The sequence below is a fragment of the Polaribacter sp. Z014 genome, assembly GCF_023555435.1.
In the GTDB taxonomy this organism is placed as follows: domain Bacteria; phylum Bacteroidota; class Bacteroidia; order Flavobacteriales; family Flavobacteriaceae; genus Polaribacter.
The window spans coordinates 185,051-201,912 of record NZ_JALCZP010000006.1 but is presented as its reverse complement, the minus strand read 5'-3'; the positions used below and the strand labels follow the sequence as shown (position 1 = coordinate 201,912).

The 16,862-nt window shown below is 29.7% G+C and carries 8 protein-coding genes; 5 read left to right on the top strand and 3 right to left on the bottom strand.

Translation table 11 applies throughout. The features are described 5' to 3' along the window. Positions 1 to 883 precede the first annotated feature (883 nt). Together MPF19_RS10095 and MPF19_RS10090 are read right to left on the bottom strand one after the other, a co-directional pair. On the bottom strand, positions 884 to 1,498 hold the full coding sequence (locus MPF19_RS10095; protein ID WP_249988130.1) for a LysE family translocator: 615 nt from the start codon (positions 1,496 to 1,498) through the stop codon (positions 884 to 886). A 70-nt stretch (positions 1,499 to 1,568) separates the two neighbouring features. After that, the gene (locus MPF19_RS10090) at positions 1,569 to 2,603 is read right to left on the bottom strand and encodes a quinone-dependent dihydroorotate dehydrogenase (protein ID WP_249988128.1); all 1,035 of its coding nucleotides are present in this window, start codon (positions 2,601 to 2,603) and stop codon (positions 1,569 to 1,571) included. A 290-nt stretch (positions 2,604 to 2,893) separates the two neighbouring features. Here MPF19_RS10090 and MPF19_RS10085 point away from each other — a divergent pair, with 290 nt between their 5' ends. Next, positions 2,894 to 3,790, top strand: coding sequence for a transporter family protein (locus tag MPF19_RS10085; RefSeq protein ID WP_249988126.1), 897 nt, complete (start codon positions 2,894 to 2,896; stop codon positions 3,788 to 3,790). Positions 3,791 to 3,867: 77 nt separating this feature from the next. Here MPF19_RS10085 and MPF19_RS10080 read toward each other — a convergent pair whose 3' ends face one another. Next, the gene (locus tag MPF19_RS10080) at positions 3,868 to 5,139 is read right to left on the bottom strand and encodes an exo-beta-N-acetylmuramidase NamZ family protein (RefSeq protein ID WP_249988124.1); all 1,272 of its coding nucleotides are present in this window, start codon (positions 5,137 to 5,139) and stop codon (positions 3,868 to 3,870) included. A 4-nt stretch (positions 5,140 to 5,143) separates the two neighbouring features. On the opposite strand from MPF19_RS10080, the gene MPF19_RS10075 reads away from it, so the two are divergent. The 4 genes from MPF19_RS10075 to MPF19_RS10060 all read left to right on the top strand — a co-directional run bounded on the left by MPF19_RS10075 (position 5,144) and on the right by MPF19_RS10060 (position 16,850). Then, positions 5,144 to 6,379 (top strand): ABC transporter permease, encoded by a 1,236-nt coding sequence (locus tag MPF19_RS10075; protein ID WP_249988137.1) that lies wholly within the window; start codon positions 5,144 to 5,146, stop codon positions 6,377 to 6,379. Between the two features lie 640 nt (positions 6,380 to 7,019). Continuing rightward, positions 7,020 to 11,174 (top strand): hybrid sensor histidine kinase/response regulator transcription factor, encoded by a 4,155-nt coding sequence (locus tag MPF19_RS10070; protein WP_249988122.1) that lies wholly within the window; start codon positions 7,020 to 7,022, stop codon positions 11,172 to 11,174. A gap of 85 nt (positions 11,175 to 11,259) precedes the next feature. After that, positions 11,260 to 13,065, top strand: a complete 1,806-nt coding sequence (locus MPF19_RS10065; RefSeq protein ID WP_249988120.1) for a glycoside hydrolase family 2 protein — start codon at positions 11,260 to 11,262, stop codon at positions 13,063 to 13,065. A 725-nt stretch (positions 13,066 to 13,790) separates the two neighbouring features. Next, positions 13,791 to 16,850, top strand: coding sequence for a SusC/RagA family TonB-linked outer membrane protein (locus MPF19_RS10060; RefSeq protein ID WP_249988118.1), 3,060 nt, complete (start codon positions 13,791 to 13,793; stop codon positions 16,848 to 16,850). Positions 16,851 to 16,862 lie beyond the last annotated feature (12 nt).

Genomic DNA, 16,862 nt, shown 5'->3' with positions numbered 1-16,862 from the left:
TTACAACTCCTCAATGAACGTTGCCAACTCTGTGTTATTCCTGTTAGCGGGTGCAAACTTACAACTCATTTTTATTCTGACAACTATTTTTTTACGTTTATTTTTATTTAATTTTACATACGGTTTTAAGAGGTTTGTTTTTAGCGGTTTATGAGGAAGGTTTTTTTGAGGTTATTTCTTGATTCATAAAAGGATTGAGGATTATTTTTAGAGAATCTCCTCATTTAAGCTATACACCATCTAAAACAAGAAAAAGTTCTAGATTGAATTTTGAAGGTATTATTGCTTTTATTATTGCTTTTTTTTGTAATTCTTCTGCTTACCTAGTGGCTTTTATTTTTAAAAAGAAACTTCATTATTATAATAATCGTGCTTTTTAGCTCTAAAGAAGTTGTTTGTGTCTTTATATATTAGCGCGTTATTCTTGATCGTCCTTCAAAAAATATAAATAATAGTAATCTATATTGGGTTGCAATGCTTAAAATGAGTTTAGAAATATTATTTTTAAACACATAGCAACATAGAAAACATAAATTTGTTCTCGACAGCGCTTGAACTGACAGTATATTAAGTTTGTTGCAAAATTGGTTTTATTTGCTTATCGATAATTGTCTATATATAAGGTAGTATTTTTGAAATGACAATTACGCTAGCAAATTAGCTGTGTTAGGGATTGAAACGGCATCCTTTTTATATGATTATTGATGCGATAGCAGAAATAAGCATATAAAAAGATATAGTGGAAAGCCCGACCTTTTTTCTAAATCTTCTTTAAATTGATAATTATGCTTATCTAAAACAGTAAATTTTATATAATAGACTAAAAAAAGGGAACACCCTAAAGAGAATATTAATCTTTTTTAATATATGTATTTAATTAGTCTTATAACAAAATCATGATTGCAATGAAGATAAATACGGTTACTTGTCCCCATTTTAGATATACGCCTACTTTATCATTTTCTTTTAAGTAACTAGAAATACTTCCTGATAAAAGGGCAATGCCAGCAAATACTAAAAAAGAGACTAGAATAAAAATACCGCCTAAAGTATAAAACTGAATAACGGTTGAAATAGTTTTAGAAAACAAAAACTGAGGAAAAAATGCTAAAAAGAACAAAGCAACTTTAGGATTTAATACATTCATTATAAATCCTTTTTTGAATAGCTGAAATACTGACTCTTTTTGAATATTTGTATTAGACAAGACTATTTTGGCGTCACTTTTATACACTTTGTACGCTAAAAAGAGTAGATAACTTGCGCCTAATAATTTTATGATAAAGAAAAGGCTTTCGTTTTCTTTGATAATTGCCGAAACTCCGAAAGCAACCAGTGTGGTATGCACCAAACAACCAGACATTAACCCTAAAACGGTAGCAATACCATATTTTGTTCCGTTTACAATACTCTGGGTAATTACGAAAATATTATCTGGACCTGGGGAAAGAGATAAAACAGCTGTTGCAAAGGCGAAAGAGATTAATATTTCTATCATAAACTTATGTTTTTTCTAAAATGAGTTTTTAACGAAAGTAAGACCTCTTTTATATGATAAGACTTCTATATTAAAATTGTTTTAGAATTGCTTTGTTTATTCGCTTTACCAAACCTGGACCTTCATAAATAAAACCAGTGTATACTTGCACTAAATCTGCTCCTGCATTTATTTTTTCTAACGCATCTTTTTCTGAGTGAATACCTCCTACTCCAATTATAGGAAAAGATTTATTAGAAGTATCTGCCAAATATTTAATAACAGCGGTACTTTGATTTTTTACCGGTTGCCCACTTACTCCGCCATTACCAATTTCTGCTAAACGTTCTTTAGATACTTTTAAGTTTTCTCTGTTTGTAGATGTGTTAGAAGCAATTACTCCATCAATTTTTGTTTCATGTACCAATTCTATAATTTCATCTAACTGGATATTATTTAAATCTGGAGCAATTTTTAATAAAATTGGTTTTTGTACTTTTTCTTTATTATTAAGCTTCTGACAAGCAGAAATTAATTCTAATAAATAGTCTTTGTCATTCAGTTTTGCATGACTACCTACATTTGGGCAACTTACATTTAAGACAAAGTAATCTACATACGGATGTAATTCTTTAAAAACTTCGCAATAATCTTGTGTATAATTTTCTGGAGTAGTTGCTGTATTTTTACCAATGTTTCCACCAATAATTACTTGCCCTTTATTCTTTTTTAGGTTTTTAATGGCAGCTTCCATTCCGTCATTATTAAAACCCATTCTGTTTATAATTCCTTGATCATCTTTTAATCTAAACAATCTTTTTTTAGGATTACCAACTTGCCCTTTTGGGGTAACGGTTCCTATTTCTATAAATCCGAAACCAAAATTTGCTAATTCGTTATACAAAACAGCATTTTTATCGAAACCTGCTGCCAAACCGACTGGGTTCTTAAAGGTAATTCCGAATAACGTCTTTTCTAATCGTTTATCATCAACAACATATAAACTTCTAAATATAGAAGAAACAAAAGGAATTTTACAAAGATTTTTGACTAACGAAAAAGTGAAGTAATGAATTTTTTCTGGATCGAATAAAAAGAAAATTGGTCTTACAATAGATTTGTACATGCTTTACTAGAGTTATTTTAAGTAGCTTATTTCTAGTTTTCAAAATTACAAATTTTATAATGATAAAACTCTAAAACCTATTTCAAATAAAAAATCAAAAAACATGAACCTCAAAAAAAAAAAAAATATTAAAAAAAATAATCGTTTTTTTAATTGATAACACACTCAAAAAGAGTTAGAAATAAAAAATAATTTCTTTACCATTTTTCTTTTTCAGAAAAGAAAAAATTCATTTTGTAATTTAAATAATTAGCACTCGACCAAGAAACCTAACTATTAAAAAACACAAAATGAAAACAAGTAAAATAGTATTAGGATTGGTTTTTGGACTAGCTTTAACAACACAAACTAATGCTCAAGGATTATTAGATGGTTTTACTCCAAAAAAAGGAGATTTATCTGTAACAGCTTCTTACACCTCTAGTAATTATGAAAAATTTTATGCTGGGGAAACCAAAATGGATGCAGTGCCTGCTCATAATGAAATTGATCAGAACGTTTATAGCTTATACGCTAAATACGGTATTACAAACAAATTATCTGTTGTTTTAAATGCGCCTTATATTTCTGCTGAAGGAAATGGAATTGCAGACCCTTTAAACGGAACTACTAAACAAGATGGTTTTCAAGATATTTCTATCGGATTAAAATACAATGCGTATACTTTTAATTTTGAAAAAGTAAACTTAGATGTTATTACTGGTTTAAGTGTAGATATTCCTACAGGTTACGAAGCAAACGGAATTTTGTCTCTTGGTAACAATACATTTTCTACCAACTTAACTGCTGGTTTACATTTACAAAACGATGTGGGTCTTTTTGCTACCTTTTTAAATTCTTACCAATTTAGAGGTGATGCAGACAATACTGTAGGTGGTGCTGATTTTGATGTACCAAATGCTTATTATGCAACTACTAAAATAGGGTATGCTAGTTCTTTAATTTATGTAGAAGGTTGGTTAGATTATTTAGCTTCTACAGACGGAGTAGATATTGGTGGAGCTGGTTTTACTGGTAATAACTTTCCTGAAACTAAAGTAGAATATACAAGATTAGGTGCTACTATTTATAAAAACATTATTCCTGAATTAGGAGCAAGTGTAGGTTTTAGTGCTGTTGTTGATGGACGTAATATTGGTAAATCTACCAACTATTCTGTTGGATTAACTTACAACCTTAACCTATAAGTTTCTTTTAATAAGAATAGAAAAAGCTCGTAATTTCTTACGAGCTTTTTCTATTCTATAGAATTAGATTCCTTTTTCTAATCATAAATTAAATACTTACTTCTAACAACTTTAAAATTTTCTAAATCCTTATTCCAAGTTTTTCTAATCTCTTGTTTAGACAATCCCTTTACAATTTGTTCTTGTAATTTTTTAGTCCCTGCAAGTTTAGTAAAGAAACTATTAAAAAACTCTTTAGAGGTATTCTGTTGGTATGCTTTTATTAAATAGGATAAATCTAATTTATTAAGATTCTCTGTTTGTTGTAAATTTTCTCCGTAACATAATATATTTTTAAACTTTGGATATTTAGCACCTTCATTTGCTTGCGGTGTAAAAGTAAACTCGCTTTTTGTTAAATACGGAGAACCATAAATTTGGAACTGCATTGCTGTTCCTCGTCCTGCAGAAACATTTGTACCTTCGAAAAAACACAAACTAGGATATAGGTTAATACTTTTATCATTTGGTAAATTCGGTGATGGTTTTATTGGCAAACTATATTCCGTTTGGTGCGTATAATTTTCTAAAGGAATTACTTTTAAATTACACTGCATTCCATTTTTAAGCCATTTCTCTCCGTTAATCATTTGGCCATATTCGCCAATAGTCATTCCGTATACCACCGGAACTTTATGCATCCCCACAAAAGATGAATGCGCTAGTTCTAAAACAGGACCATCTATATAATGCCCGTTGGGATTGGGTCTGTCTAATAAAATCACTTGAATACCCTGTTCCGCACAAGCCTCCATTACATAATGCAAAGAAGAAATATACGTATAAAAACGCGCGCCAACATCCTGAATATCAAAAACTACAATATCAATTCCTGCTAATTGTGCTGCAGAAGGCTTTTTATTTTTTCCATATAAAGAAACGATTGGCAAGCCAGTTTTAGTATCAAAACCATCTTTTACAACCTCACCTGCATCTGCTTTTCCTCTAAAACCATGTTCTGGTGCAAAAACTTTTTTAACGTTTATGCCATTATAGTTGTGTAAATAATCTACCAAATGATGGGTAACTTTTTTAGACCCCATAACATTAGCCGCTACTTCTGCCCTTTCTAAAACAGACAACACAGATGTTTGGTTTGCAACAATTGCAACATTTTTTCCTTTTAACATGTTCAAGTACAAATTGGTACGCTCTGCTCCTGTTTTAATTTTTAAGGCTTCAGTTTTTTCCTTTTCAACTTTTAACTTTTTAACTTTTACACCAGAACTTTGTGCACAAGAAATCAGCTGAAAATTCAGCAGTAGAAATAAGAATAAATATGTACTTTTGAAAGGTTTAAAAACTATCATCAATTTGAATTACGAGTTATTTATTGCAAAACGCATTATTGCCGGTAAAAAGTATAAAAATAGCATTTCGTCGCCAATAATAAAAATTGCAATCACAGCAATTGCGTTAGGAATTATTATTATGCTAATTGCTGTAGCAACAGGTGCTGGACTGCAATATAAAATTCGCGATAAAATGGCTGGGTTTAAAGGCCATGTTCAAATAATCAATTACGATGCCAATAATTCTGATGTTTCTACGGTTCCTATTGATAAAAACCAAGATTTTTATCCGAAGTTTAAAAATATTGAAGGAATAAAAAATATACAAGTTTTTGCAAATAAGGCTGGAATTTTAAGAACAGAAACGGACTTTGAAGGCATTATTTTTAAAGGAGTTTCTACTGATTATGATTGGACTTTTTTCAACGAATATTTGATAGCTGGTAGAACACCCAATTTTAACCAAGATAGAACTAAAGAAGTTTTATTATCACAAACCATTGTAAATCGTTTACACCTTAAATTAAACGATATTATTTTAGCCACTTTTTTAAAAACGGCAAACAGCAAACTACCTTCTAATAGAAAATATACAATTGTAGGAATCTATAATTCTGGTTTTGCAGAATTTGACAAATCTATGATGATTGGTGATATCAGAGAGGTACAAAACCTCAACAAATGGAAAGAAAATGAAGTTGGTGGCTTTGAAATTATCTTAAATAATTTTGATCACATTGAAGCAAAAGGAGAAGAAATTTACAGTAATATTGGTGCAACCTTAAACAGTAAAACAATAATAGATAGTTACCCTTCTGTGTTTGAATGGATAGAACTTTTTGACAATAATGTATGGTTTATCATTGCCATTATGATTCTCGTTGCCGGTATAAATATGATTACTGCCCTACTCGTTTTAATCTTAGAACGCGTACAAATGATTGGTATTTTAAAAGCCTTAGGAAGTAGCAATACTAGCATTAGAAAAATATTTTTATACAACGCTTCTTACCTTATTTTAAAAGGACTTTTCTGGGGAAATATTATTGGGTTATCAATCCTTTTTATACAGTATTACTTTAAGGTAATTACACTAAATCCAGAAACCTATTATGTAACCACAATGCCAATTTACATTTCTTTAAAAGCTATTTTATTGCTAAATATTGGCACGTTGATTATGTCTTTTTTAATGTTGATTATCCCTTCTTATATTATTACTAAAATTCAGCCTTCTAAATCTATTAAGTTTGCATAAAAGCTTGTCTTGAGCTTGTTAAAATTTGGGCGTTTCTTTATCCTGAAGGCATTCAGGACCAAGTCGCGCTTTCCGTTATATCTTTTTATTTCTGTTGTATTTATAATAACTTCTAACTCTTAATACAAGTACTTCTAATCTTTATAAAAGGCATTACAAACCCACTTAACATAAAAAGGATGCCACTGCAATCCCTAACGCAAACCGTCTATTTACTTTTAGAATACACCTATAGCTAACACATAATTTGCGTTAGTGATTGAATGGCATGTTTGAGCTCTTTTTTTGTTTTAGATGTATCTAAAAACAAAAAAAAGCGAGTAATGAAAGCACGACCTTTTTAGGGAACGCCATAAAACCATACATAACTAAAGAAATAAAATTACTTCTTACCTACTCTATTACAGATGTTCTAACATACACTTTTACAATTTTTTATGTACTTAAAACAACATCTCTTGTATAAAATGTTCATTTTGTTGCACTAAATTTTAAGTAAGCAAATTACCTTTAAGACATAAAAGGTTACTATAAATTTATTGCAAAAAACAAAAGAAAAAACCTTATTGGAAATAGAATCTATTTGCAATAGTTAAGTTAAAAATGTAATATTACAATACACTAAAAAGTTATTAATTTAATGAAAAAATTACCTACATTAATATTGCTTTTTTTATGCATCTCTTTTTACGCTCAAAAACCTTATAAAGATTATAATTTTGTAAATATTAAAGAAGGCATTCCTAAAGTAGGAGTTTCTTGTATTGTTCAAGATCATTTGGGTTTTATTTGGATTGGAACTACTGGCACTGGTGTTTACAAGTTTGATGGCATAGATTACACACCTTATAAGTTTAATTTTGAAAACACTAATTCTTTAAGCAACAACCTTGTACAATGCTCTTTTATAGATAGTAAACAACGGCTTTGGTTTGGTACAGAAGACGGTTTAAATCTTTACAATAGAGATTTAGATGAATTTATAAAAGTAAAATTAGATACAGATAATAATAACAAAGAAAATATTTTAGCTATAGAAGAAGATTCTTTAGGTAATTTATTGATTGGTACTAATAGAAAAGGTTTATATAAATTAAATATTAAAACACTTAAAGTAGGTGAAAAAATAAACAATTCTACGCAAGATCTAAGTATTCATAGCATTAAACACACAAAACAAGGCAAAACTTTTGTTGGTACCAATTTTGGTCTAAAAGAGATCGATTTTATTAATAATAAACTTATACAAACAAGGTTATTTATAGACAATAAAGAAACAATTAACCAATCTATTGAAGTTTTATTTTTAGATAACAATGATAATTTATGGATTGGTTTTGAAAGGGATGAAGGCATTTACAAATGTGGCTTAACAAATGACAGAAATAATAATATTGTAAGCTTAAAACAGTTCCATTTTACTGATAAAAAAATTATGGAAATCATTCAGTTATCAGATAATACAATCATGATTGGTACTGAAAATGATGGGCTTTTTCATCTAGACCAAAATAATGAAGTAATTAAAAATTATGTTTCTAGTAAAATAGATAAAAACAGCATATTACATAATTCTATTTGGGAACTATTTATAGACAAAAATGATAGAATTTGGATGGGTTATTTTAATAGCGGTATTGCTGTTAGCGATAAACTTTTTGATAAATTTAAAAATATTGAGTGTTTACCAAACAAAAACAACTCTTTAAACTTATCTTCTGTAACGAGTATTGTTAAAGATAAAAAAGGAAATTTATGGCTGTCTACAGACGGTGGTGGTATTGATGTTTATAACCCTAAAACATCAAAAATAACACATATTAATAAAGATTCTAATAATCCATATTCTGGCCTAAACTCAGATTATATTGTTCACTTATTTTTAGATTCTAAAAATAATTTATGGGTTGCAAGTTGGGATCACGGAATTTTTCTTCTAAAAAATGGATCTAAAAAGTTTATCAACTTTAATAAAACAAATACCCCATCAAAATTTATCTCAAATACAATTAGAAGTTTTTCTGAAGATTCTAAAGGAAATATATGGATAGCTACTTATTTTGAAGGGCTTCACTCCTATAATCTAAAAACCAATAAATTTAGAAAATACGACTCCAAAGAATTTCTTAAACACAAATCTTTAAATAGTAAGATAATGAAAGTCTTTGTTTCTACTGATGATACTATTTGGGTTGGTACAGCAGATGGTTTGTTTAAAGTAAAAGATATTGGAAATAATAAATTTGAAATAGTTGCTTTAGGACCAAAAATGCAAGAGGCCTATGGTAATTTATCTGATGTAAATCACATACTTTCTATTTATGAATCTTCTGATAATACTATTTGGATTGGAACAAGAGGTGCTGGTCTTTGCAGATATAACAAAAATGAAGATTCTTTTACCTGGTATAATAAAACTATAGGTTTAGAAGAAGAAAACGTTTCTGCTATAATTGAAGATGAAGACCATAATATATGGGTTAGTGGTAATAATGGTTTAACTAAAATAAGTTTAAAAGATAAGAAGTTTACAAACTACACCTCCAATGATGGTTTATTATCTAATGATTTTAATTTTGGAGCTGTACTAAAAGATGAAAAAGGAACACTATATTTTGGTGATTTTAAAGGTTTAGATTATTTTAATCCTAAAGAAATAAAAACAAACGCTAGTTTACCCTCATTGCATTTAACCGATTTTAAATTGTTTAATGAGAAAGTGATTCCACAAACTAAAAATTCTCCTTTAAAAAAAGTAATCTCAGAAACAAAAAGCATTATACTATCTGATGTGCAATCTGTATTTACAATAGAATATACTGGGTTAAATTATACAAGACCCGAAAAAAATAGCTATGCCTATTATCTAGAAGGTTATGAAACTACCTGGAACTATGTTGGTCATAAAAGAAGTGCTACTTATACAAATTTAGATCATGGAGATTATGTTTTTAAACTTAAAGCATCTAATAATGATGGGGTCTGGAACGAAGTTCCGTTAGAATTAAATATTAAAATTCTTCCACCATGGTGGAAAACGAATTGGGCAATATTAAGTTATATTCTAATATTTATGTTTTGTATTTATCTATTAAACAGCCTAACTCAAAAAAGAATAAAAGAAAAAGAAATTCTAAAAAATGAACGTTTATTACAGACACAAAACGATGAATTAAACCAAAAAAAACTTCAATTTTTTACAAATATTTCTCATGAATTTAGAACTCCTTTAACCTTAATTATCAATCCTATTAAAGATATTATTAGTAACAAAGAATTAGATCTACCTCAAAGTGTTAATAATAAACTTGCTATTATTTACAAAAACACCAACAGACTCTATCGCCTAATTAATGAGTTAATGGATATTAGAAAATTAGAACATAACAAAATGAAAATTAGGGCAAGTAAAATTAATCTAATTGAATTTACTAAAAATATCGCCAACTATTTTCAAGAAGAAACGCTCAATAAAAACATTTTATTAAGTATCGATTCAGATGTACCAGATTTGGGTGTTTGGGCAGATGAAAAGATGTTAGAAAAAATTATATTCAACCTTTTATCTAATGCTATTAAAGCAACCCCAAAAGGAGGTGCCATAAATATAGATTTATTTTCTAATCATAAATTATATCTTTTACCGTTGGTTGATAAAAAACAACCTATAGAAGTTATAGAAATAGTAATTTCTGATACAGGTGCAGGATTAAATGAACAAGAAGTTGAAAAAATATTTGAACGTTTTTATCAAGTAGAAGACCAAAACAAAACATATATAGGCGGCACTGGTATTGGCTTAGAAGTGGTAAAAAGTTTTGTCTATCTTCATAAAGGAGATATTAAAGTAGAAAGTAAAGTAGGATCTGGAACCACTTTTAAAATTTTATTACCAACAGGTAAATCACATTACACAGAAGATCAAATTATATATGAAAATGATAAAAGAGTTAATAGCAAAGAACAGTTCTTGTTAATTGACCCTATTGAAAAGAGAGTACATTCTACGGATGAAACAGTCTTGCATAAAACCAAAACAATTTTAATTGTTGAAGATAATTTAGAGTTATTAGATTATCTAAAAATAGAATTAAGTAAAGAATATAAGGTGTTTGTGGCTACAAATGGTATTGAAGGTCTTAAAACAGCTAAAGAGACATTACCAGACGCTATTATTACAGATATTGTAATGCCAGAAATGGATGGATTTATTTTTTGTAAAGCTATAAAAACAGATGCATCAACAAGTCATGTTCCTGTACTAATGTTAACAGCAAGAACAACTATAGAAAACAGAATTGAAGGTATAGAAAACGGAGCAGACGCCTACATGGTAAAACCCTTTGATTTAAAATTATTAAAACTTCGATTGTCACAATTAATAACAAGTAGGCAATTAATTTTCGATAAATTCTTTGGAGCAATTAGTGGTGCTGATGAAAAAATAAACTCAAACTCTATAGATAAAGAATTTATACAAAAATTACTAGACTATATAAACAACAATATTTCTGACTCTAATTTAAGTGTAGAAGAATTGGCTTCACAATTAAAACTAAGCAGAAGTCAATTATATAGAAAAATAAAAGCCATTACAGGACAAACAGTAAATGAATTTATTAGAAAAATAAGGTTAGAAAGAGCAAAACAAATTCTAGATTCTGGTAGAGGAAATATTAGTGAAGCATGTTTTAAAGTTGGCTTTTCTTCTCCTTCTTATTTTTCTAAATGTTTTAAAGCTCATTTTGGAGTTTTACCTTCTGAAATAGAGATTAAAAAAGATACAAAAATTTAGTAGTCCATTTCTGTTGCCGAAGAAATGAAAAAATTTGCTAAAAACTTGAATAAATTATAAGTAAAAAACTTAATAAGACCTTAATATGAAACTAATTAAAAACATAGTACTAGTTTTACTAACAAGCATAAGTACTCTTTCTTCAGCCCAAGAAACTGAGTTTTCTAAGCTATTACAGAATATTGACTCTAGAGAAAAAACGTCATTAAATGGCATGTGGGATATGATTGTAGATCCACTTGAAAATGGATATTATAACCATAGATTACTCCCTAAAGAGAAAGGATACTTTAGTAATTTACAAATGCAAACACCAGCTGACTTGATTGAATATAATTTTGAAACTAGTTTGCAATTAATGGTTCCTGGTGATTGGAATACTCAAATGGATAAATTGTACTATTATGAAGGAACCGTTTGGTACAAAAAAGACTTTAATTATACAGCCAACAATGATGAATTAACCTATTTATATTTTGAAGCAGTAAATTACGAAGCTATCGTTTACCTTAACGGAGAGCGCATTGGTTCTCATGTTGGTGGTTACACCCCTTTTCAATTTGAGATTACTAATAAATTAAAAAAAGGCAATAATTTTATAGTTGTAAAAGTAGACAACAAAAGAAAATTAGAGAATGTACCTACAGTAAATCAAGATTGGTGGAACTATGGAGGTATTACAAGGTCGGTACATTTAATTACAACTCCAAAATCACATATTACTGATTATTTAATTCAGTTACCAAAAGGAAACACCAATACAATTGAAGGTTGGGTATCCGTTAAGAATGGTAAAGATGGTAATGTGGTTAACTTGAGCATTCCCGAGCTCAACAAGTCAGTAAATTCAGTTCTAAAAAATGGAATAGCTAAATTCTCTATAAAAGCAAATCCCACACTTTGGGAACCAAAAAACCCAAAAACATATAAAGTTATTTTAAAAACGTTAACCAACAAAATAACAGATAACATTGGCTTTAGAACAATAACCACAGATGGCTCTAAAATTTTATTAAACGGTAAAAAAATATTTCTAAAAGGTATAAGCATTCACGAAGAAGCCCCATTTAAAACTGGTCGGGTAGTTTCTAAAGAAGAATGTAAAATATTGCTACAATGGGCTAAAGAATTAGGTTGTAATTTTATACGTTTAGCTCATTATCCGCATAGTGAAGCAATGGTTAAGGAGGCTGAAAAGATGGGTTTTATGATTTGGTCGGAAATACCAGTTTATTGGACCATTCAATTTGATAATAAAGATACCTATGCGAATGCAAAGAATCAACTTACCGAGATGATTTCACGTGATAAAAACCGGGCATCGGTAATATTGTGGTCTATGGCAAATGAAACGCCTGAAGGAGAAGCACGATTGTCTTTTATAGAAAATTTAGCAAAACAAACTAGAAAATTAGATAACACTCGACTAATTACAGCTGCTTTAGATACGCAAGGTTATGGAGATGATGGAAACTTAATTGAGGACCCTCTAGGAAAAATAGTAGATGTAATTGGTATTAATAATTATTGCGGTTGGTATGCCGGGGCAGTAGAAACCTGTTCTAAACTAAAGTGGGCTAGTGCATATAACAAACCCATGATTATGAGTGAAGTTGGTGGTGGAGCATTATTTGGTATGCATGGTAAAGAAAAGGAACGATGGACAGAAGAATACCAAGCAGAACTTTACAGAACAAATATTGAAATGATGAGAAATATTGATTTTATGGCAGGTTTATCTCCTTGGGTTTTGATGGACTTCCGTTCTGCAAGACGTCCTTTAAGAAGAATTCAAGATGATTTTAATAGAAAAGGGTTAATTTCGGAGCAAGGTATGAAAAAGCAAGCCTTTTTTGTCTTACAAAATTATTATCTCAAGGAAAACAAATAGAATACCATTGCGCTATTTAAATTTATAGGATAACCAAAAATTCAAGATTTTTTTAGACAAAAAATTGCTTAGTGCGTCTCTAGAAATCCGTGGAATTTCTAGAGACGCACTAAGCATATTCTAAATGTTACATGTTCAATTAATAAGAGGTTCTCAATTCGAGTATTTTTTTCAGAAATTTTATATCGAGAACTTATCAATTAGAAATACATCATGAAAAAGAATCACTTTGTCTATTACCTCTAAAACTCTAATTATTTTATTGCTTTTATTATTTCGGATCTCTTAAAACTTTGCACATATATATGCTAGTTTATATTTCTGAATTAGCAAAACTCATGGATTTTTAAATAAAAATGCATTTTTTTTACGCAACTCGTATTTCCTAAGTTTTGCTTAAATTTCCACTACCTAATAAGCACTATGAAACAATTGTTGCGCACTATGAATTAAATGTAGCATCTATGTTAAATAAAGGTTAAATAGCAACAAAAGTTCTAAAAGCTGTATTTTTTGTTTTAAAAAATGCAGATATCTTACTATACATTTGGATAGTACAACAATGTTATGAAACAAACAAAAAACAGAAAAAAACTATTATATGAAGTACTATTAGTAATTATTATGTTATTACTATTAGTATTGATTTTTAATAATATATAATTCTAACCTATAGTTTCTGCACTGTTAAACAAACAAGTATTTTAATTAACCAATTAATATGAATGATGAAAAAATTTAAAGTCACGATTATTGCATGCCTAATATTATGTGTGCAGAATGTTTTTTCGCAAAACAAGACAATTACTGGTCAGGTAACTGATTCCGCAGGAAACACTTTACCAGGAGTATCAGTTGTAATTAAAGGAACTGTCAAAGGTACAAATGCAGATTTTGAAGGTAATTATACCCTATCTGATGTATCTCCTAGCAATGAGTTAGTTTTTTCTTATTTAGGAATGGATTCTCAAACAATTCTTGTTGGAGACCAAACTAAAATTAATGTAGTATTACAAGACAATCTAGAATCTTTAGATGAAATAATAGTAGTTGGGTATGGTAGCAAGAAAAAAAGCTTGGTTACCGGAGCAATTTCTAGTATTGATTCTAAACAAATTAAAAGTTCTTCTAACCAGAGAGTAGAAGCGGTATTACAAGGTAGAACTTCTGGTGTTACTGTATCTTCATCATCTGGATCCCCAGGTTCTGGTGCAAAAATAAGAATTCGTGGTGCGGGTTCTAGTGGAAATTCAGAACCGTTATTTATTGTTGATGGTATGAAAGCCTCTTCTATTTCAGATATTGCTCCGTCAGATATTGCAAATATAGAAATCCTAAAAGATGCTGCTTCTGCTGCCATATACGGTACAGAAGGTGCAAACGGAGTAGTTATTATAACTACAAAAAGAGGACGAAAAGGAGGTTTACAAGTCTCTTTTAATTCTCAATTTGGTATTCAATTTCTAAAAACAGACATGGAGTTAATGAATGCTTCACAATTTGTTACTTATATGAATGAGGCTGGTTTAACTAGTATTACAGATAATGGATATGATACTAATTGGATCGATGAAACATTTTCTACTGCTATTATGCATAGAAATGATATTAACTTATCTGGAGCTACAGAAAAATTTTCTTATTATACTTCTGCATCTCATTTAGACCAAGATGGTATTGTTGGTGATGGAAGTACTTCTTTTAAAAGATCTACATTTAGAGTAAACTTAAAAGGAGATGTGGCTAAATGGTTAGAAGTTGGTGTTAATTCTACCTATTCTTCATCCGATAAAAAAGGTATTCAGGAAAACAGTGATACAAGAGGTGTAATTCAAAACGCACTTATTTTAGACCCATTAACACCTCTTACATATGCTAATGGACAAGTTCCACAATCTGTAATTGAAAGAAATCTAATAGATAGTGATGGAGATGGAGTTACTGATATTGTCATTCCCTTATTAAAAGACCGTAATGGCAACGTCTATGGATATCCAAGTTATTCTACCGGAGAAGTTGTAAATCCTGTAGCATATGCAAATGACATCAATAAAACTACTGTAGATTCTTATCAATTTTTAACTTCTGCATACTTAAAATTTAAACCTTTTGAAGGCTTTTCTTTTACAACAAGACTAGGGTATGATAAAAATCAATGGGACACAAAAAATATGGTGAACCCTTATTATGTTTCATCAGAAGCGGCAAACACAACATATACCGGTTCTCAAACAATTGTAGAATCTAAAAGGTGGTTGTGGGAAAATTTTGCCTCTTATGAAAAAGAATTTGGTAACCATAATTTTAAATTATTAGCAGGATATTCTGCAGAAGAAACAAGAGTTAAAACACCAACGTCTAGAAGTGGTTCTGCTGCTATTGCCGATTTTGTAGGGTTTAACTTTGACCTACCAGAGTTTAATACACAAATAAATCAAATAGATCCTTCTCCAGATAATATGGTATCTATGTTTGGTAGACTTTCTTATGATTATTTAGGCAAATATTTATTCGAAGCTTCTATTAGAAGAGATAAATCAGATAAATTTCCAGAAGCAAACAAAGCGGGTACTTTCCCTGCATTTTCTACAGGATGGGTAGTTTCTAAAGAAGATTTTTGGACAGCAGATTCTAAAATAGATTATCTAAAATTTAGAGCAAGTTGGGGGCAAAACGGAAGTAGAAGTAATCTTAATGGTAACTCAGATAAAACATATATTACCTCTACCATTAACGGACAAAGTCTCGATTATTTAGGAAATACGGGTGCTCAAATTACCGGATATTCTAACCTTAACTTAGTTTGGGAAACATCAGAACAATTAGATTTAGGTGTAGACTTAAGAACTTTAGATAACAGATTAACTTTCTCTGCAGATTATTACAAAAAAACAACTAGAGATGCTATTATTAACGATGGTTCACTAATTACACCTGGTTCATCTGGTTTTATTTATAACGAGTTTAATTCTGGTACTATAGAAAACAAAGGTTTCGAATTTGAATTAGGCTATGGTGATACTACAGAAAGTGGATTAAGATACAACATTAATGCCAACTTATCTACTCTACAAAATAAAGTAACAGAAATTTTACTTGTGCCAGAAGGCACTTCTTTAGCTGGAGCTGGAGCTCCTCAAAATCCTGATGGAATTACTAGATTTACAGAAGGACAACCTTCTTGGTATTTCTACGGATATAAAACGAATGGAATTGACCCTGCAACCGGAGAGGTTATAAAAGTAGATACAGATGGAGTAAGTGGTATTACAAATGCTGATAAAACAAATATAGGATCACCTCATCCAGATGTTTTATTTGGAGGTAACATCAGTTTAGGCTACAAAGAATTCGATTTTAACTTACAGTTTCAAGGAACTATTGGTAACGATATTATTGCTACTTACCATCAACCATCTAGACCAATTACTAACAAACCTGTACATTTCTTTAATGAAAGATGGACACAACCAGGTGATGTTGCTAGTTTTCCTGGAGCGGCAAATGTAATTTCTTCTTATGATACTGATTTAATGGTAGAAGACGGTTCTTTTATGAGAATTAAACAAATTCAATTTGGATATTCTTTACCAGAAAACACTATTAAAAAAATGCATATTAACAATTTAAGATTTTACGTTTCCTTAGATGACTTTTTCACCTTTACAGGTTACAAAGGATTAGATCCAGAAATTGGAAATTTTAACTATAATTCTATTGGTGTAGATAGAGGTTTTTACCCTACAGCTGCAAAAGTTGTATTCGGACTCTCTTTAGACTTTTAATAAAAACAATAT

Bases quoted from the DNA above. Each gene is read 5' to 3' on its own strand.
- MPF19_RS10095 (WP_249988130.1), bottom strand. From the start codon at position 1,498: ATGATAGAAATATTAATCTCTTTCGCCTTTGCAACAGCTGTTTTATCT.
- MPF19_RS10090 (WP_249988128.1), bottom strand. From the start codon at position 2,603: ATGTACAAATCTATTGTAAGACCAATTTTCTTTTTATTCGATCCAGAA.
- MPF19_RS10085 (WP_249988126.1), top strand. From the start codon at position 2,894: ATGAAAACAAGTAAAATAGTATTAGGATTGGTTTTTGGACTAGCTTTA.
- MPF19_RS10080 (WP_249988124.1), bottom strand. From the start codon at position 5,139: ATGATAGTTTTTAAACCTTTCAAAAGTACATATTTATTCTTATTTCTA.
- MPF19_RS10070 (WP_249988122.1), top strand. From the start codon at position 7,020: ATGAAAAAATTACCTACATTAATATTGCTTTTTTTATGCATCTCTTTT.
- MPF19_RS10065 (WP_249988120.1), top strand. From the start codon at position 11,260: ATGAAACTAATTAAAAACATAGTACTAGTTTTACTAACAAGCATAAGT.
- MPF19_RS10060 (WP_249988118.1), top strand. From the start codon at position 13,791: ATGATGAAAAAATTTAAAGTCACGATTATTGCATGCCTAATATTATGT.